The 19,361-nt window shown below is 33.1% G+C and carries 15 protein-coding genes and 1 other RNA gene; 6 read left to right on the top strand and 10 right to left on the bottom strand.

Annotated elements, in window-relative coordinates:
• The first annotated feature begins 68 nt into the window (after nucleotides 1-68).
• The 4 genes from gcvT (at nucleotide 69) to P700755_RS00900 (ending at nucleotide 3,099) form a co-directional block, all read left to right on the top strand.
• Nucleotides 69-1,151: a glycine cleavage system aminomethyltransferase GcvT gene (gcvT, locus tag P700755_RS00885; RefSeq protein WP_015022867.1), complete on the top strand. Its 1,083-nt coding sequence runs from the start codon at nucleotides 69-71 to the stop codon at nucleotides 1,149-1,151.
• Between the two features lie 84 nt (nucleotides 1,152-1,235).
• The gene (locus tag P700755_RS00890; protein ID WP_083858460.1) at nucleotides 1,236-2,048 is read left to right on the top strand and encodes a sugar nucleotide-binding protein; all 813 of its coding nucleotides are present in this window, start codon (nucleotides 1,236-1,238) and stop codon (nucleotides 2,046-2,048) included.
• Nucleotides 2,049-2,096: 48 nt separating this feature from the next.
• Complete coding sequence (locus P700755_RS00895) at nucleotides 2,097-2,384, top strand: 4a-hydroxytetrahydrobiopterin dehydratase (RefSeq protein WP_015022869.1); 288 nt, start codon at nucleotides 2,097-2,099, stop codon at nucleotides 2,382-2,384.
• 91 nt (nucleotides 2,385-2,475) lie between these two features.
• A complete protein-coding gene (locus P700755_RS00900; protein ID WP_015022870.1) occupies nucleotides 2,476-3,099 on the top strand; it encodes an NAD(P)H-dependent oxidoreductase in 624 nt (207 codons plus the stop codon).
• 390 nt (nucleotides 3,100-3,489) lie between these two features.
• Here P700755_RS00900 and P700755_RS00905 read toward each other — a convergent pair whose 3' ends face one another.
• The gene (locus tag P700755_RS00905; protein ID WP_015022871.1) at nucleotides 3,490-4,695 is read right to left on the bottom strand and encodes an NAD(P)-dependent oxidoreductase; all 1,206 of its coding nucleotides are present in this window, start codon (nucleotides 4,693-4,695) and stop codon (nucleotides 3,490-3,492) included.
• Between the two features lie 276 nt (nucleotides 4,696-4,971).
• Here P700755_RS00905 and ssrA point away from each other — a divergent pair.
• Nucleotides 4,972-5,373, top strand: a transfer-messenger RNA (tmRNA) gene (gene ssrA / locus P700755_RS18950).
• Between the two features lie 690 nt (nucleotides 5,374-6,063).
• Here the strand turns inward: ssrA and P700755_RS00915 are convergent.
• The 7 genes from P700755_RS00915 to aceB all read right to left on the bottom strand — a co-directional run bounded on the left by P700755_RS00915 (nucleotide 6,064) and on the right by aceB (nucleotide 13,448).
• Nucleotides 6,064-6,603 carry a hypothetical protein gene (locus P700755_RS00915; protein WP_015022872.1) on the bottom strand — a complete coding sequence of 180 codons (540 nt, stop codon included), beginning with the start codon at nucleotides 6,601-6,603 and terminating at the stop codon, nucleotides 6,064-6,066.
• 140 nt (nucleotides 6,604-6,743) lie between these two features.
• Nucleotides 6,744-7,457: a hypothetical protein gene (locus tag P700755_RS00920; RefSeq protein ID WP_015022873.1), complete on the bottom strand. Its 714-nt coding sequence runs from the start codon at nucleotides 7,455-7,457 to the stop codon at nucleotides 6,744-6,746.
• A 175-nt stretch (nucleotides 7,458-7,632) separates the two neighbouring features.
• On the bottom strand, nucleotides 7,633-8,562 hold the full coding sequence (locus P700755_RS00925; RefSeq protein WP_015022874.1) for a hypothetical protein: 930 nt from the start codon (nucleotides 8,560-8,562) through the stop codon (nucleotides 7,633-7,635).
• A 206-nt stretch (nucleotides 8,563-8,768) separates the two neighbouring features.
• Nucleotides 8,769-9,212, bottom strand: a complete 444-nt coding sequence (locus P700755_RS00930; protein ID WP_015022875.1) for a hypothetical protein — start codon at nucleotides 9,210-9,212, stop codon at nucleotides 8,769-8,771.
• A gap of 462 nt (nucleotides 9,213-9,674) precedes the next feature.
• Complete coding sequence (locus P700755_RS00935; RefSeq protein WP_157609232.1) at nucleotides 9,675-10,052, bottom strand: RraA family protein; 378 nt, start codon at nucleotides 10,050-10,052, stop codon at nucleotides 9,675-9,677.
• A gap of 28 nt (nucleotides 10,053-10,080) precedes the next feature.
• A complete protein-coding gene (locus tag P700755_RS00940; RefSeq protein ID WP_015022877.1) occupies nucleotides 10,081-11,706 on the bottom strand; it encodes an isocitrate lyase in 1,626 nt (541 codons plus the stop codon).
• A 143-nt stretch (nucleotides 11,707-11,849) separates the two neighbouring features.
• A complete protein-coding gene (gene aceB, locus P700755_RS00945) occupies nucleotides 11,850-13,448 on the bottom strand; it encodes a malate synthase A (protein WP_015022878.1) in 1,599 nt (532 codons plus the stop codon).
• 119 nt (nucleotides 13,449-13,567) lie between these two features.
• Between aceB and P700755_RS00950 the strand changes: the two genes are divergently transcribed.
• Nucleotides 13,568-15,046: a helix-turn-helix domain-containing protein gene (locus P700755_RS00950; RefSeq protein WP_015022879.1), complete on the top strand. Its 1,479-nt coding sequence runs from the start codon at nucleotides 13,568-13,570 to the stop codon at nucleotides 15,044-15,046.
• A gap of 343 nt (nucleotides 15,047-15,389) precedes the next feature.
• On the opposite strand, the gene P700755_RS00955 is transcribed toward P700755_RS00950, so the two are convergent.
• Together P700755_RS00955 and P700755_RS00960 are read right to left on the bottom strand one after the other, a co-directional pair.
• Nucleotides 15,390-16,091 (bottom strand): M48 family metallopeptidase, encoded by a 702-nt coding sequence (locus P700755_RS00955; protein ID WP_015022880.1) that lies wholly within the window; start codon nucleotides 16,089-16,091, stop codon nucleotides 15,390-15,392.
• Entirely contained in the window at nucleotides 16,091-19,213 is a 3,123-nt protein-coding gene (locus P700755_RS00960; protein WP_015022881.1) for a type I restriction endonuclease subunit R, read from the bottom strand. Before P700755_RS00960 ends, P700755_RS00955 begins: the two co-directional genes overlap by 1 nt.
• Nucleotides 19,214-19,361: the final 148 nt, after the last annotated feature.

Genomic DNA, 19,361 nt, shown 5'->3' on the forward strand with positions numbered 1-19,361 from the left:
GAAATGAAAGATTTGCTGAGCTAAATCTTGATTTAAATTTTAAATTTGCAATTTCTAAAATAAGCGATATGAAATCAACTGCACTTACCGAAATTCATAAACAACTTGGAGCTAAAATAGTCCCTTTTGCAGGTTATGATATGCCCGTATCTTATACCGGAGTAAATGAAGAACATGAAACCGTAAGGCAATCTCTTGGTGTTTTTGATGTCTCCCATATGGGTGAATTTTTTATTGAAGGAAAAGAAGCTTTACAGCTTATTCAAAAAATAACCAGTAATGATGCCTCCATACTTATCGATGGTCAAGCACAGTACACGTGCATGCCAAACGAGACAGGAGGAATTATAGACGATCTCATCATCTATAAGTTTCACAACGAAAAATTTATGATGGTAGTAAATGCTTCCAACATAGAGAAAGATTGGAAGTGGGTAAACCAACACAACACATTTGATGCTATTCCTACAAATTTATCTGATGAGTATTCTTTGTTAGCTATACAAGGCCCTAAAGCTTTGGAAGCCATGCAAAGCATATCACCCCTAGACCTATCTGCTATCAAATTTTATCATTTTGCCGTAGGTGAGTTTGCGGGAGCTCAAGATGTGATTATTTCGGCCACGGGATATACTGGAAGCGGTGGATTCGAAATTTATTTTAAAAATAAAGATGCTGAGTTGATTTGGACTTCAGTATTTGCCGCTGGAAAAGACTTTGGAATTAAGCCTATTGGATTAGCCGCTCGAGATACGTTGCGTTTAGAAATGGGCATGTGTCTATATGGTAACGATATCGATGACACAACCTCTCCAATTGAAGCTAAGTTAGGTTGGATTACTAAATTCACCAAAGACTTTATCAACGCTGAGGCTTTGAAAGCAGAAAAGGAAAATGGTCCTTGCAGAAAGCTTGTTGCTTTTGAACTACAGGAAAAAGGTATACCAAGACATGGTTACGCTATTGTAGACGAAGAAGGCCATGACATAGGTCATGTCACCTCAGGTACAATGTCCCCTAGTCTTAAAAAAGCTATCGGTATGGGTTATGTTAAAACAGAACACTCTAAATTTGGAACTTCTATTTGTATCCAAATAAGAAAGAAAACAATAAAAGCGACTATTGTAAAGCCCCCATTTTACAAGGCTTAAGCCTGAATTTTATATAATCTTAGGCTATTTCTAAATTTCGGAAATAGCTTATTAAGTTTTAAGTATATCAAACACACCAAAAAAATATTAATTCTCGGTGCTAGTGGTTTTCTAGGCAATGCCCTCTTCAAAGAATTGTCTCCTTATTATGATGTCTATGGCACTTTTACAAGAGACCATGCTGACTTAGAAAAAAACAAACGCATGTTCCAATGGGATGCTGAAACGGAATCCGTAAATCTATTGTTGCAGGAATTAGCTCCAGATCTTATTATTACTTGTATTAGAGGTGATTTTACAGCCCAAACTCACGCCCATTTTGAGATTATTGCTTATTTAATCAAGTTTCAGAAGAAGTTGATTTTTTTATCGTCTGCCAATGTTTTTGATGTGTTTAGCAACTACCCTTCCTATGAGTACGACAAAACTCTATCTGAAAGTATTTACGGCAGATTTAAAATAAAGATTGAAAATGCCTTATTCAGAATTCCTAATCACCTTTATAACATTGTAAGGTTACCTATGATATACGGTCATAATTCCCCACGGGTAAAAGAATTGAAGCTTTTATATGACTTAAAAGAACCTATTGAGGTATTTCCAAATGTGGTCATGAATGCTACCACTCACGATAAGTTTTCTCAACAAGTCCATTACCTTATCAATCGCGATCTTGAAGGCGTCTATCATCTTGGCAGTCAAGACCTTATTCATCATAAAGAATTAGTACATGATATTTTAAAAGGTTTAGGTTTGGAAAATCCAATTTTTAAAAATGTATATAACTCCAACCAAGACCGGTATATCGCCATTATTCCTAAAACGCATATCTTACCAAAAAATCTACAAATCACCATTGAAGAGGTCGTTGAAAATTCAACAAAGCTTAAGTCGTAATAATCAGTTTTTTTTTGTATTTTAAGAATTCACAAAAAAAGAATTTTTATGACACCATTATCCCAAAAAGAAGTTGAAAGCCATTTAGAATCATTAGAGGGTTGGTCTTACAACGAAGACGCCATTCATACCACACTAGAGTTTAATGATTTTAAAGACGCATTTTCTGCCATGACGAGAATTGCTTTTGAAGCTGAAGCTCAACAACACCATCCCAACTGGTTTAATGTTTACAACACCTTAGAAATCAGTTTATCGACTCATGATGCAGGTGGCGTTACTGAAAAAGATTTTAAAATGGCTAAAACTATAGAATCTATTGTTTCTGAAAACTAGGATATTTAACAAAAGTTGAGTTAATTGTATTAAAACTTAAACACTTTACTAAGTTAAGTTTTACATTTGTCCTAATTAAAATATGACAACAATGATTGATGCCCTAGAATGGAGATATGCAACCAAAAAGTTTGATAATACCAAACGTATAGATTCCTCTAAAGTGGAAATGCTTAAAAAAGCTTTTAACTTAACGCCTACGTCTTACGGTTTGCAACCTTTAAGATTAGTAGTGATTAAAGAACAAGAACTTAAGGATAAACTTTTCGAGAATAGCTATAATCAAATTCAAGTAAAATCTGCCTCTCACGTTTTGGTAATATGTACCGAAAATATAGTTGATGAGCCATTTATCAACCATAATTTTGAACTGCAGAAAGAAATCCGAAATACAAAAGATGAGACCGTAAAATCTTTTCGAGAATTTTTGATCAAGGACTTTGGAAAAAAGTCTGATCAAGATATTAAAAAATGGGCGATTAATCAGGCGTATTTAGCCTTGGGTAATTTATTGACTATCTGTGCTGCAGAAAAGATTGATGCCTGTCCAATGGAAGGATTTGATAGTGCGGCTTACGATAGGATTTTAAACCTCAATGAAAAAGGTATTTCCTCAGCTCTAGTCGTACCCGTGGGTTACAGAGCAGAAGATGATAAATTTGCTGGTTTTCAAAAAGTAAGACGTCCTCAAACTGAAACGATTATTGAATACTAACTTTCAGCTATTTAGACTACTTTAAAAGACTTTTCAGACCCCTGAAAAGTCTTTTTTGGTTAGAACTGAAAATTAATTCCATCGAGATATTCTGGATTGATTCTTTACTCTGTTAGAAATTGAAACCGAATATAGTTCCAAATTAAATTTGTAATGTCCTATGAATAAATTGAATTAAACTACGACGTAGCTCAGCACAGGTTTTTTTATTGATTAAACTTAAAAATAAGTAGCATAGCCTTAGCTACGATAATTATTTTTGATAAAAAGCAGGCGAAAAAAATGATTTATTGCAACATTATAGGTCTAAATTCAATTAGATCATTGAATTTTAAAATTTATCAATGTTAGTGTCACTAACATTGATAAATGAATTCAGACCGTTTTAAATTATTCTTTTCCATCTACGAAATCCTGTAAATAGCTATAGCGAGGCGTAAGCTTTCCATCCTTAGTCATTCTAGCCCGTTCCAATACTCCATCAAGGTCTCCATTAAAAAACGCAGGAATCACATGTTTTGCAAACATATCGCCAAAGCCTTCACTAGCATCTTTAGGAAGCTCACAGGGTAGGTTATCGACTGCCATTACAGTAATTGCACCTTCAGCATCGAAGGCGACTTCCGACTCGGTTTGTGGATCATAACCATAAAACGGATCGGCAATAGTAGAAGGTCTTAAAGTGGACGCCACTGGTCCATCAATATCACAACTGATATCTGCAATAAGATTGATCTTAAAGTCAGATCGCTTAGCGTCTTCTCGTGTTATTAAATAGGGAGCATGATCACCGTAAAAGTGCCCTGCTATAAAAAAATCGGTTACTTGGGCAAAACGCATAAAAGTGGACTCATAAAACGTAGGATCAAAAAAGAAATCTGAGGTCTTTCCAAGTTTGCCATCTTTGCGCTGGTTATAGTCCATCACATGAATAACGGTGTATACTGGTTCATCAAAAGTTGTATTGAGGTACTGCTCTATCCCTACTTTTTTAATCTGAAGATAATCTAAAATTTCCTTGGCGCCTTTGGCGACTTTCCCTAAACCAGACAGACAAATCTTTAAGTTTGGAATTTTAATAGTGTCCAACTCTTGCTGAAGGGCTTTTAAGTCTTCAAGACCCTCTACTTTAGGTAAATTGAAAAGACCATCGCGTAAGCCTAAAGCCCGAAAACCATTATAAGCCCCAACCAGACCTGCATAGCGACCAAAGCCAATAAGACGTCCTCCTGTGGGACTGGTAATCACTTCATGATCGTAAAGCTCTATGTTTTTCTCTAAAACGGCTTTGAGTAAATCTCGGTTGTAAGGTTGTTTTTTGATAGTATGAGAAAAGAAAAAATAGGACGCCTTAGGAATTAAAGCCTCAATAGGAACTTCTTTGACTCCCAAAAGCACATCACAACTGGACAAGTCGTCCGTAATTTCAAGACCTTGCTGCTCATATGCAGTGTCTGGGAAAATACGAATGTTTGAAGATTCTACTTTAAATTCCAGATAGGGATATTGATTTTGGACTGTTTTAGCTTTCTCAGGAGAGAAGACCACACGACGATCTGGTGGCGTTTTGCGTTCTTTGATAAGTCCAAATTTCATAGGCTTTATTTTAAGATGTTTTTTGCTTCAAAGATAGTATTTATATCTACTTTTGCGCTTCAAGTTTGAGAGGTTACTTCTTTTTAATAATCGAAGTCGCTCGCGTTAGGGATAGAAGCGGCATCCCTCATTGCCGATAGGTATCGGAAATGAGGATATAGCATATAGCCCGACGCTTTGGAAGGCTAGAGTCGACCAAAGGGAAACGCCCAACTTAAGATCATTGACAGATAAAGTGATAGAAAATTTAAGTTCAATTACTGACTTTGTAAGTATGGGGTCGATTTGGTTTTGACAGCAAGGCCAATTGGATGGTAAGCACGTCGAGCGCTGGAATATAGCTCGTAAATCTCATGTTTCACACTTTTTTAAACGGCGAAGATAACTACGCCTTGGCTGCATAATCCGAATCACAGTAGGATATGTTTAACCGTTACCAGGTAACGGGCTAAGATGTCTCGCAAAAGCCTTGATTTACGGCGTTTGCACCAGAGGCACCGGTAAAGTAAATATAGCTAAAACAGGGTCTTGATGTTTTTGTGAAGCTCAATTGAGAATAAGGACACGGTAGGTGGTTTTCAGCCAGTCTTGTCTCGAAAATTCAAGAGAAAACTAAGCGTGTAGAAGACTATTGAATTGCTTGTTTGGACGGGAGTTCGAGTCTCCCCGACTCCACCATAAACCCTCATATACCCAGTGTATATGAGGGTTTTTTTCGTTTTTCAAATTAGTTAACAAAAATTCAGTTTCCCACTTTTGAAAGTTTGTGCATAATCGGTTAGTTATTATGTAGCTATATTTTTATAAACTGATTGAGTAAGATACAGCGTATTCAATTCGTTTTTTAATCCAAAAAAACTGATTCTATACTTATTTATATATATTTTTCTTGTGACTTTGTTTAATTGTTCTGTAAGCATTAAAGATCAAAAGGGTGTTTAAAAACCAAAACGCTTTAACTAACCAAACATTAATTGAATATCCAAAAAATATTTCAGGTTCCGAATTGAACATAGTATCAATAAATATTAATAATGATATTATTCCGCCAATCAATAAAAATATTTTTTTGCACATTTTTTTTATTTAATTAATTCTAGTTCAAAGTAAAATAGATTGCAACAACAAGTATGTTTTATGTATCCAGTAGAGTTTTCACACCAAGAAAGAGCTATCCCAATAAAAAGCACCTTATTTAGATAACCAACTGAAAAAAAAGGGATACAAAGCACTCTAAAAACAACCTTCTCCTCCTGTAAGGTTCTTGACAACTCCTCAAATTCCCCCTTATTTAAAAATCTCGGATCAGACAACAAATTATATAGCTTTGGCCTATCGACGAGCCATATGCTTAGTTATTGTGAAACGTTAATTATTCATTAGTGACACTTGCTTATTGATGAAGTTTTGAATTTGAAATTTATTTTGTATTCCTAAACTACCTCTGTGAAATAAGCCTTCCTCAAGCATAATGATTTCAGATTCTTTATGAGGGAAAGGAAACCTACCAGCCCAAACAGCGTGTGATTGAAAATTTTTTAATAATTCAATTTCTGACGAATCAAGTTTGATTTTATAATATTCAACGATTTGTAGATAATCATGGCCATTACTTTTGCCTTTCCATTTTTTCATAAAATCATAAAAAGTTTTTATTTGACCACTTTTAATATTTTCTTTTTCAATGAAAAGGGCGCGTGCCTTTATAATTAATTCAATTGATAGCGAATACAATAACATTATAGATCGACTTAATCCAAGAGTTTTTATTCTGTCATTTTCTGTAAACCAATTTTCAACAACTTCTAAGAATAAATCTAAATTTTCATCTGCTGCTAATTTTAGACTTTCAGCATGCTCAATATAGGTATAGAAGTGCAATGAATTTCTAGTATCAAAATCATCCATAATTTATTCTTAATTTTTTAAAACGTTGTTGTACTAGATTAGTTTTGTGATTAAGCAATAAATTTAATAAATAATAACTGTATAGAAAGTCCACAAGGACTTTCCTAAATAAGCCAAAACCAAGGCAATTAATTTTTAATTTACTTAATTATATATTCCATAAATCTTTTTCCTAATTCTGTCGTTTTAACTGAAGGTTTCTCGTATGTACTGTTATACAATATATAGTCATTAACTCCAAAATCTATTAAACCTCCATTTGTTGTAATTAGACCTTTATTCTCCAAGTCAAGACAATAAAACTTAAATTCAGATTGCTCAATTACTATTCTTTTATTATACTCATTGTATCTTGAAAAGAAATTGTCGTAGGTTTCAATTTTATCTAAAATTTCTTCACTGGAATTAATGTAGGAAATTATTATTATTTGAATTGGTGATAAATTCACTAAAAAATTGAGAAATAATCTATTTACACTTAATTCATAATTTTCTTGAGTCATAATAGAATCCATAAATACGTTTGCTAATGTGATTCTTATTTTTTCATCTCTAATTCTCATTGAGGATTTCCAAAAATTTATATTAAAATCATAAAAGTCATCACTTTCTATATATTTTTCAACTAATTCGTCATTTTCAATATTTCTTACTTTTTCTTGTAAAATCTGAACGGTTTCATTAATCCTCTTTTGTTGGATTCTGTTCGGAACTTGAATAAATATTTCATTCATTACTGAACCAAGCCAAGGAATTGTAGAAATTACCCCACTAATTATTCCGTCTTGCATTTCCTCAATTCCAGTTGCTTTTTTTAAAATTTCTGATGGTAATTTTCTTTCTTCTTTTCCCACTCAATTATTTTATTTTTTAATTTTCGGATTTTTTTTAAATTACAGATAGCGTTTAGTAAATAAAACTAGGCGATTTCGAGGCATTAAACTTTCCGTTAAACACAAAGTTTGATATGAAACAAAACTTTGATTTTATGATTACTTCGCCTGTTTTTTATATAAGTTGTTATGTCCTTTATTCTTTATAATTAATTCTACTGTAAACACATTCATTATATTTTGAAATCCAATTAGCAAGAACCCTGTTAAATATTCTGAAAATTTCTTCAATATCATTTGGGACATTTCCTAAATCTTTTCCAATTACAATGAATAAACCATCTGGATGGTCGTCATCACATACTATTGGTATTGTAGAAGACAATAAATAATATTCTTCGCCATTTATTTTGAATTTACCATTTTCAAAACGATTGTTATTAATTGACAAACGAAGAATATTTTGAATCTCCTGTTTTTCAGATTTTAAATCAGTTCTTTCTAACAAATCCCATATCAATGATTCTTTAATTTTAAGTTCATCTTTTAGGACATATATACCAGTATTGTATTCAACAATATCCTGTTTAGGTGTTTCACTAGCAATATTTTGTAAATAAGTTGCGACTGTAAATTTAGAGTTGAAGCTTTCTAGAACTAAATGTAAGTTAGTTATAAAAGGTCGAAGCAAATTTAATACACCATCTTCAATATCTTTCTCACACATCCGATTAGATATTTCTTCTTCAGTAGCATAATTTGGGACAGCTTTATTAGTTAATTTGCAAGTCTGGTCGTTTAGTCCAATTAAAGTTGATGCAATTGCATCATTAATTAGAGATTTTCTAGCAAAGCTTTTTGAAAGGGTATCCTCATTTATCTCGTTTTCAATATTTTCAATTAGCAGTTTTGGGAAATTCTTTTCGTTGAAATATTTAAAAATATTTATGGCAGTGAAGACAATAATTGAAAAAATTAAAATTCCAAACCAAAGAGAATCAATAGCCTTAATTTGACTCGAAGCGATGGCCATTATAGCGCCTATGATTACTTCAAAAACTATTATAAATGGGCCTAACTTTATAATAGTATCAATCCATTTTTTTAGTGCTTCAAGGTTTTTCATTTATTATTGGGCATAACAGTTTTGTATAAGATTAGTGTGGAAGGTAGGCAATCGAAGAATTGTCAACCGAGCCGCAAGCTTATACTTATTTTATGTTTTTACTTTGTCGATTTAAAAATAATCAAATAAGTATGAGCGACACTATTAACATGTACAAAACTTTGATTAAGCCAAAAACCCCACATTAATTTTATACGTTGTTGTACTTAGTTGTTTTCCATCATTGTCTTAATTTTATTTCTAAAACTAAGGTGAGCAAAAATTCTGGTTATTAGATTCCCTCCGAATCCTACGATAAAAAAATAATTTAAAATCATGAAATCAGTTTCATCAAATGTTGAGTATTCAGATTTTCCGAGTAGAATCAGAATTAAAAACGGTAAAGAGATTAGGAAAACCATCCAATTTCCATTTATTATTTCAATCACACCATTTGTTTTCTTTATTTTCACAACTCCACTAACAAGAAAAGATTTGAATTTCCAAGAAGTCCAACCGTCAGCTTTATGAAATATTATTTTATCAGATTTTCTCTTGATGTAAAAGAATCTTTCATCGTTCAAGTATTCTTCAATTATGTCAAGAATCTCTTCCTCTTTTAGGAGATTAGATTTAATTCTTGTCCGAAATTGTATAGGTAAGAATGTCATTTTTTTAATTAAGTACAACGTACGGATAAAACAATAATTTATGTTATATCCATTATTAAAATACTAATCTAAGGGATTTTTTATTGTTTTAAGAGTGTTTGTTCCCACATGAGTGTAAATTTTTGTCGTTTTAGTTGATAGGTGTCCTTATAAAACCTGTATTTGTCTTAAGTCAACTTCCCAGCCTTTGGCTAAAAGCTCGTTTAATTGCTGCTCTAGTAGGCTATCATTTGGTGAGGTTAAAACTTTTATATTCTCATAATCTCTTACTTAAAATGCTATTCGTATTAAATTCAATATACTGAAGGTTAAAGCTTAACATTACTGGAAGCCAATCGTTCCACTTTACATAATTTTCTTCGTTCCTAGTAACGTCCCTGAATTCAAAGCCCAATTTTCTAAACGAATTCACATAATCTGTAATACCTCAAACTCAATTGGACCTGGAATCATTAGTAATTTCTACCTTTTATTTTTTAATATTTTGTGAATCAAATCATATTTGCAAACAAGAATACCATCTAAATCTACATAGATATAATCACCAGAAATAAAATAAACAACACCAAGTTTTACTATAGAGTCTATTTCTCCACTATTGTGTTTAATGCTTTTAACTTGAGAAGTGTTTAGAGCTCTTATACCTATTTCCATAAAATTAATGAGTTGACTATCGCGAAGACACGCATTTATAGTAATGCCATTCCACTTGTTTTCTATCGCCAGTGTAACTAGCTGATCACTTAGTAATTGTAATATTAATAAATAGTGGCTGGTCGGAAATAGACAAATTTTATAAAATGAATTATTTTTAATTTTGCTGTATTTCCGTCCAGACACTACATACCACATTCATCACTACATGGAATTATTTATCTGTAACAAGTTCTCTTTTTTCAACCTTTTTATCAATTTCAAACTGATTACTTGTATTCTTTCCTCCTCCTGCTTTTATAGCTTTGTCTCCAGCAAAAAAACTTTTGTGATCGTCTCCTAAGTCAGATCCTGCCATACGTTGATGTTTAACACAAGAAACCTTATTACGGATTTCTTGTCTCTGTACCCCTTTTACATAAGCCAACATGCCTTCTTCTGAAAAATATCCTTTGGTTAAGTCATTCATATGAAGAGCGGTAGTATGATAGGTTGGTAAAGTAATTAGGTGATGGAAAATCCCTGCATCTCTTGCACTATCTGTTTGGAAGGTCTTAATTTTCTCATCTGCACGATAGCATAATTCTGTAGCATCATAGTGTGAATCCATTAGATTATTCCTATCATAAGCTGTCATATTTTCACCTTCTGCAAGCATTTCTTCATAGACTTGATGACGGAAGTTTAATGTCCAGTTAAAAGAGGGCGAGTTATTGTAAACCAATTTAGCCGTAGGAACCACTTCTTTGATTCTGTTTACCATATGTGCAATCTGTTTCACATTTGGAGTTGGCGTTTCAATCCATAAAAGATCTGCCCCGTTTTGAAGACTTGTAATACAATCTAATACAACTCTATCTATATTAGATCCCTCTTTAAATTTATACAACCCATTGGCTAGTCTTAAAGGTCTCACTAATTTGCCATCCCTTTTAAGAAGGACATCATCTTGTTTGGCCTCTTTTACATCAATTTCTTCGGCTTCTACAAAGGCTAAATATTGAGAAGCTAAATCTCCGGGTTCTTGACTAACGGGCAATTTTTGAGTTAAACCAGCTCCTTCAGAATCTGTTCTAGCGACTATAATTCCATCTTCTACACCTAATTCTAAAAACGCGTATCTAATCGCATTTAGCTTCGCAATAAAATCTTCATGAGGCACAGTTACTTTTCCATCTTGATGACCACATTGTTTGGCATCAGAAACTTGATTTTCAATCTGAATAGCACAAGCACCAGCTTGAATCATTTTTTTGGTTAACAAGTAGGTTGCTTCTTCGTTTCCAAAACCAGCATCGATATCAGCTATAATAGGAACTACATGGGTCTCAAAATTGTCAATTTGATCTTGCACATCTTCTCCTCTTTCAAGTCTTTTAAATAAATCATTTAACTCAATAGCATCGGCTTGGCGTAAGAAGTCATAAATTTCACTTATCAAAGCTGGAACTGCTGTTTTTTCGTGCATAGATTGATCTGGCAGTGGTCCAAATTCTGAACGTAACGCAGCAACCATCCAACCAGAAAGATATAAATACTTTTTACTGGTCGTTTTGTGATGCTTTTTAATAGCTATCATTTTTTGCTGCGCTACAAAACCATGCCAGCAACCAAGAGATTGAGTAAATTTAGACGAATCTGCATCGTAAGCTGCCATATCTTTTCTCATGATGGCTGCTGTATATATGGCGATGTCTAAACCTGTTTTAAAACGATTCTGAGTAGCCATTCTAGCTACGCTTTCAGGATGTATGGCGTTCCAACTCTCTCCGTACTTTTCTTTAAGGGTTCTTACAGTCTGTAATGCAGAGCTGTAATTTGTTTGTGGTAAATTTTTCATAGTTTTGTATTGATTATTAGGGTTATTCTAGATTTTGATAATTAGTGACTGGTCGGAAATAGAAACATTTTTAATTTTGCTGTATTTCCTTCCAGACGTTACTTAAGTCTCGTAAACTATTGCAGTAGTTGCGAGACATTTTTTTAAATGTGTTTATACGCTAAGAGGGTTAGAAACTCTACAAATTTTTCTGAAACAACTAACTCATCAAAAACATTGAAAGCCAATTCAAACTTGCTGTTCTTCATGTGTTCTTCACCAAATTCAGCCTTAATTTTTTCGACTTCATCGTTAAATAAGTCTTTATATAATTCCATATTAAATTTTCTACCATCTTCGAGTTTTACTTCATTTTTTAACCACTGCCAGACTTGAGTTCTTGAAATTTCTGCGGTCGCTGCATCTTCCATTAAATTATAGAGGGCGACAGCGCCATGACCTCGCAACCAAGCTTCTGTATAGAGTACCCCAACATTAATGTTTTTTCTAATTCCGGCTTCTGTTACAGTGCCTTTAGGAAGTTCAACTAAATCTTTTTCTGTAATGTTGATGTCGTCACGAGTGATATGTAATTGATTTGGCATTGGCATGTGTTTATTAAATTCCTCCATAGCGACTTCAACTAATGCAGGATGTGCAACCCATGTCCCATCATGGCCATTTTTAACTTCACGCTCTTTATCTTGACGAACTTTTTCTAAAGCAGCAGTATTGGCTTTTTCGTCATTTTTAATTGGAATTTGAGCTGCCATCCCTCCTATCGCAAGGATACCACGTTTATGACAACGTTGAATCACAAGTTTAGAATACGCATCCATAAAAGGGGTTGTCATAGTCACTTGATCACGGTTTGGCACCACAAAGTTTGGATGGTTTCTGAATTTTTTGATGTATGAAAATATATAATCCCAACGGCCACAATTTAAACCCACGATGTGATCTTTAAGTTCAAAAATGATTTCGTCTAACTGAAAACTTGCCGTGATAGTTTCTATTAAAACAGTTGCCTTAAATGTTCCGACAGGAACATCGAGGTAGTCTTGTGCAAATTCAAACACTTTATTCCACCATCGCGCTTCTAAATAATGCTCTAATTTCGGTAAGTAGAAATAGGGCGCAGTTCCATTTTCTAACATTGTTTTGACGTTATGAAATACATACAGGCCAAAATCAGTTAAACTTCCTGAACTTTCTTGATCATTGATTATGATATGTCTTTCGTTTAAATGTAAACCCCGAGTTCTTACCATTAAAACTGCTGTTTCTTGATTCAAATTATAAGATTTACCTCGTTTTGAATCTAGCAATGAAATGGTTTTATCATTAGCGTCTATTAAATTTTGTTGCCCTTCAATAGTGTTTTTCCAACTAGGTGCAGTGCTGTCTTCCAGATCTGCCATAAATGTTTTAGTTCCAGAATTTAAAGCATTTATTATCATTTTTCTGTCTACTGGACCTGTAATCTCCACACGCCTATCTTGTAGATCGTGCGGGATATTGCCAGCTGTCCATTCCCCTTTTCGAATAGCTTCAGTTTCTTTTGGGAATTCAGGAAAATGACCTTTGTCAAATAATTTTTGTTGTTCTAAGCGATTATTTAATAAGTCTAATCGCTCTGAATTAAATTTTTCATGAAGCAACGTTAAAAAGTTAAGCGCTTCATCTGTAAGAATGTCTGGATAATAATTAATTACATCTTTTGAAAAATTTAATTTGGGTTGTTTTAAGTGTGTGTGTTCCATAGTATTGTTGATTTACATTACAATAGTATAACAAAGATTCAAAATACACAAGCGAACGTTCGCTAAATGTGAATATTCGCAAAATAATAATAGTCGCAAAAAAGCCTATATTTGTTTTTATGGAAGAAGATTATATCAAACTCATATTTGGCTTAAAGCTAAAGCAGATAAGGACTGAAAAGAAATTATCTTTATTCGGATTGTCTAAACTTTCTGGTTTATCAAAGTCTTATTTGAATGAAATTGAAAATGGAAAAAAATATCCTAAGCCAGATAAAATCGCTACACTTTCAGAGAAACTGGAAGTTCCTTATGACCAAATGGTTTCTTTAAAGTTGGATAAAAATTTGGCCCCTATAGGTGAATTGTTGCAGTCTAAAATATTTAAGGAAATACCTCTAGAGCTTTTTGGAATTAAGGAAAGTAATTTAATAGATATTGTAGCCAATGCACCTGTAAAAGTAAACGCATTTATAAGTACTATAATTGAAATTGCACAGCACTATAACTTTAGTAGAGAAAGTTTTTTTCTAGCCTCTGTACGTTCATTTCAAGAGGCAAATAATAATTATTTTGATGATTTAGAACAACAGGCCTTAAATTTTTCAAAAGCCTATCAAGTGGATTTAACAAAATCTCTCTCCTCCAATGATCTAGAAGACATATTAATTGAAGAGTATGACTACATTATTAACAATAGAGAATTAAGTAAATATGAAGCTTTAGGGAATTTGCGTTCTGTTTTTGTGCCTAAAACCAAAACCCTATTACTTGCCAATGGTATTGATGAAGGACAGCGAACGTTTATTTATGCTAAAGAAATCGCCTATAATTATTTAGAAATTACGGATAGGTTACACACTTTTCCATGGATTAAATTCCAGAGTTTTGAACAGGTGCTCAATAATTTTTATGCCTCCTATTTTGCTGGTGCACTTATGATTCCTAAAAATGAATTGACCTTAACCTTAGAGACCATTTTTGAAAAAGAAACTTTTGATGAAACTCTATTTCTTAAAATGTTGAGAGGTTTCAACACTTCACCAGAATCATTCTATCAACGTTTGACCAATATTTTGCCCAAAGCATTTAATATTAAGAATTTATTTTTTCTAAGGTTTACACATAAAGCAGGTTCTGAAGAATTTCACTTAAACAAAGAACTTCATTTATCACATCAGCACTCACCTCGGGCCAATGAAAGCAATGAGCATTATTGTAGACGTTGGGTCTCCTTGAACGTTTTAAAAGAAATTAGTGAAAGTAAAAGTTCTCATGAATTTGATATTCAAATTTCTAATTACCCAGGTCATGACACAAAATATTTAGTCCTCTCATCTGCAACTAAAGATCCTTTTAAACACAATCAATATAGAAGTATAAGTATTGGGTTACTAATGAATAAGCAATTGGAACGTAAGTTGAAATTTTTAGAAGATCCCACTATTAAAAAACAAGAGGTTGGCGTAACCTGTGAACGTTGTGCGATTATTGACTGCAAAGTGAGGCAAGCTCCAGCAGTAATTTTGGACAAAGTCGATAGAAATAAAAAAATAGAAGTAATCGTTGAAGAATTAAATGCCAAGTTTCAGAGTTAGGGTCTGTTCTGAAGTAAAGCTTTCACTAAGCAGAAATAAGTCATTGAAACAGCTTTTTCTTGGTATTTGGTGTAAATTTTATACATTTTAATGGAAAAGCAAAGGTGAACTGAGGTGAATTTTAATGCTTTTTTAAAAACATAGATTGAAATTCTATTTGCGTGTTAGCAAAGAATAGTGGTTGTTAGAATGTAATGTCTATAGACAAGCAGGTAAGAAATGGACATAACTAGTATTGCACCCTTAGACTACGCTCAGGAAATACTCTACTGGAAGCTCTTGCGATTTAATGGGTGAATCTTTTCATGAAACGAAAGAATAAGTAAGTGTTGGAAGTGTTGAATTAAGCTAACTTATGTTCCAATTTATCTTTCCATTTTCCCCAAGTAGGCATAACAGCTGTTAAGGTATTATAGAACTTTTTAGTATGATTAGGAATAACTAAATGACACATTTCATGTATCAAAACGTATTCAATGCATTTTGATGATGCCTTGATAATTTCTGGATTTATTGTGATTTTATCCACCGTATTACAACTACCCCACCGTTTAGACATTCTTCTAATTTCAATTTTTGGCATTTTGAAATCGTATTCTTTAAATCTAGAATAAGCTTCCAAGGCAAGTATGTTGAATTTTCTTTCAGCGTGTTGGTAATACCATTGTGCTAAAAGCTTTTTGACCGTTTCTTGTTTTATTTCGTCTTTACAAATCACTTCTAGTTTACCACCTTTAAGCTTTACTTGGTTTATAGATCCTAAGTTTACCTTTAGTAGATAAGATTTACCTAAATAGTAATGTGTCTCACCGGAAACGTATTTGCGTTCTGGTGTTCGTGGTAAAAACTGTTCGAAGTAATGTTGTTGCTTAATAATCCAACTCGCTCGTTTTTCAACTTTTTTGTCGATGTCTTGCATTGAACTATCTTCAGGTGCGATGATATGTACTGAACTATCTGGATGCACCTCTATTGCTAGTGTTTTACGACCAGACCTTTGTAATTCAAAGAAAATCTCTTGGGTACCGTAATTTATACTCCGCATTAAAAATTATTTTTTGCAACTCTTAAACATTTAATAAGGATAGCATCAATTTCATCAAAGCTTATTTCTATGCCCAATTGACTTCGTTTACCGATTAAGTAATCTTCAATTTGGTTTTCCATTCTATTTTGAATGTCAACATTCTTTTTCCAATCTGTTATAATCAGATTATTAACGATTTCTTCAATCTCGAGACCAGCTTCTGCAACCTTATTTTTACTGATTTCTTTATCTAGTTTTTTATTAAGCACTTCGTTTAATGCTCCATAAAAAGCACGTGCACGTGGATTATTTTGAAGGCTATCTGGTATTCCGTCTTGATAACCACTCGCTAAATCATCTCGAGTTTTTTGCATCGCTTCTAAATATTCTTTTTCGGTAAGTCTTCCGTCGTAGAAATCTTTAATAATTTCTTCTATGAGTTCTGAGAACTTCTTATAGAAAGCTTCATCTTTTTCCATACTTTCTGTAATCACCTTTTTCATTTGATGTGCAATAAAGTCTGCTTTTGATGCTGGTGTTTTTCCATAAGTCTCTAGAGCTTCTTCTACCATATCTTTATCAAATATGTTTATGTCTCTAGTGAGAACTTGTATTTCATCTGCATTTATATAGGTGTCTAAAAGTTTACGAACTCTTGGTTCATACTCTTTATAAGACACTTTTTCTGCATATCTGAATTGTACTGATAAGCGTAAACTTTGAAATTTCTTTAGCTCACTTTTATAAAACCCTATTTGTTCCATATTAAATTCAATATAAAAGTCATCTGAAGCTAGCGCAGTTTGTAATATTCTTGCAAATGCAGAAACGCGCTCGTAAAATTGATCACGCACATCTTTTTCTGAAATATGCCTTTCCAAAGCTTCAATGTCAGTTTTGTTATAAACACCATTAAATATGTCCCAGACCTCAGCGTGACGAATAGGTACTTTTCTTATTTCATCCTTGACATCTATTACAGTGTTTTTTAAATCCTCTTCATCAAAATCTTCTAGTGCACTATACTCTGTTAATGCTTCGTCTAACTTCCCTAAAACACCTACATAATCTATAATATGACCATATTCTTTTCCTTCAAACAATCTATTTACACGTGCAATTGCTTGTAATAAATTATGGCCTTTAAGTGGTTTTGCCAAATACAATACTGTGTTTCTAGGGGCATCAAAACCGGTCAATAACTTACTTACCACAATTAATAATTCAACTTCGTTGCTTTTTTCTTTGAAACGGCCAATTGAATCTGATTCATAAGCCTCCTGGTCGTTATAGCGTTCTAGAATTTGTTTCCAATACTTTTGTGATTCACTGGTGGTTTCAGACCAAACATCATCATTGTTTTGTCTGCTATCTGGCGGAGTAAAAACAACTCTCGTGTTAATTTTTAAATCTGAATCTGTCTGTGACTCAAAATACTTTTGATATTTAATTGCTGTATCAATTTTAGGAACTGCAAGTTGCGCCTTAAACCCTGTTCCTTTCCAGTTTTCGCTAAAGTGCTTTGAAATATCATATGCAATTTCTTCAATGACGTTGTCGGATTCATAAATCTTAGCAATGGTAGCAAACTTCTTTTTTAAATCTTTTCTGGCTTCTTCATTTAAAGGTGCAGCTAGACGCTCAAATCCCTTATCGATTTGCTTTTTATTGATGGTCAATTTTGCAGATCTACCTTCATACAATAATGGTAGTACTGCGCCATCTTTTACTGCTTGATCTATAGTGTATTTGTGAATGAAACCACCAAATTTCTTAGAGGTACTCTTTTGAGATTTCATTAATGGTGTTCCTGTAAAACCAATATATGAAGCATTAGGAACAATGCGTTTCATATTAGCGTGAGCCGAACCGTATTGACTTCGATGACTCTCATCTACAAGGACAAAAATATTTTTAGAGCCATCTTTGAATGATACTCTTTTAGTCGCAATTTCAAATTTATCTATAATGGTGGTTATGATTTCGTTGCCTTTATCTTGTAGCAACTCTACTAAATCATTACCACTTCTTGCTTTTTTAACGTGCTTACCACAGTTGACAAACGTTTTAAAGATTTGTTTGTCCAAACTTATTCTATCAGTCACAATAATTACTCTAGGTGATTCTATAGACGTATCTAGTGCTAATGCTTTTGAAAGCATCACCATTGTTAAGGATTTACCACTACCTGTAGTATGCCATATCACACCACCTTGACGGTTTCCTTCTTTGTTTTTTGTTTTTACGCGTTGTATGGTTTCTTGTACTGCAAAGTACTGCTGATACCGACATATTTTTTTATCTGGACCATCAAATACGATGTACTTATAGGTTAAATCTAAAAGACGTTTTGTACCACATAAAGCATATAGGCCTTTATCTTGTTCCGTTACTAAACGGTCTTCAGCTACTGTTGTATTTGTTTTCTTTTTTAAAAGTTTTAAAACTTCTTTTTCTACATCTTCTTTCCAGACTGACCAAAACTTTGCAGGTGTTCCCGTTGCTCCATATTTTACTTCATTAGGATGTATTGCTAATAATAGTTGCGCATAATAGAATAATTTAGGAATGCCTTCTTTTTCTTTTTGATTTCTGATATTTTGAAAAATAGCTTCGTCTAGTGAATCGTTTTTATCACGACGCTTGTTTTCAATGACTACGAATGGAATACCATTAACAAAAAGCACAATATCTGGACGACGTTTTCCTTTACCACCTTCGACTTCAAATTCTTCAGTTACGTGGAATACATTATTTTCTGGATTTTGCCAATCTATATAGTTAATTGTATACGCCTTGCGATCACCCTGAACAGTTTCGTTAAAACTTTTACCAAGTGTTATTAAATCATAAACACGCTCATTTGTTTGCACTAAACCTTCGTTAGGCACATTCTTCAATGCATTAACCGCTCCTTGAATACTTCCTGTAGAGAAATTATAGGACTCACCTCTATAACCAAACTCATTAATTTTTGACAATTGTTTCGCTAAAATAGTATCTAGTAAAACATTACTAAACATATCTCCACGCGCTTCAAAAACTTCTTCGGGTGACATATATTGCCAACCCATTTTTTGAAGCAAATCCAAAGCTGGTTTTTGTGAGTCGTTATATTCGCTATAATTTACTTTCATCATTTCTGTATTAATTATTTTCGCCTTTTAGGGAATTTTATATGTTTTTGGGGAATTAATTTTAGTTTTGGGGAATTGAAAATTATTCTAAATACTCTTATAACTTATTCCTAAACCCATCAAAACCCTTATAAAGCCTATAAAAAAACTA

The sequence above is a fragment of the Psychroflexus torquis ATCC 700755 genome (assembly GCF_000153485.2).
Taxonomy (GTDB): domain Bacteria; phylum Bacteroidota; class Bacteroidia; order Flavobacteriales; family Flavobacteriaceae; genus Psychroflexus; species Psychroflexus torquis.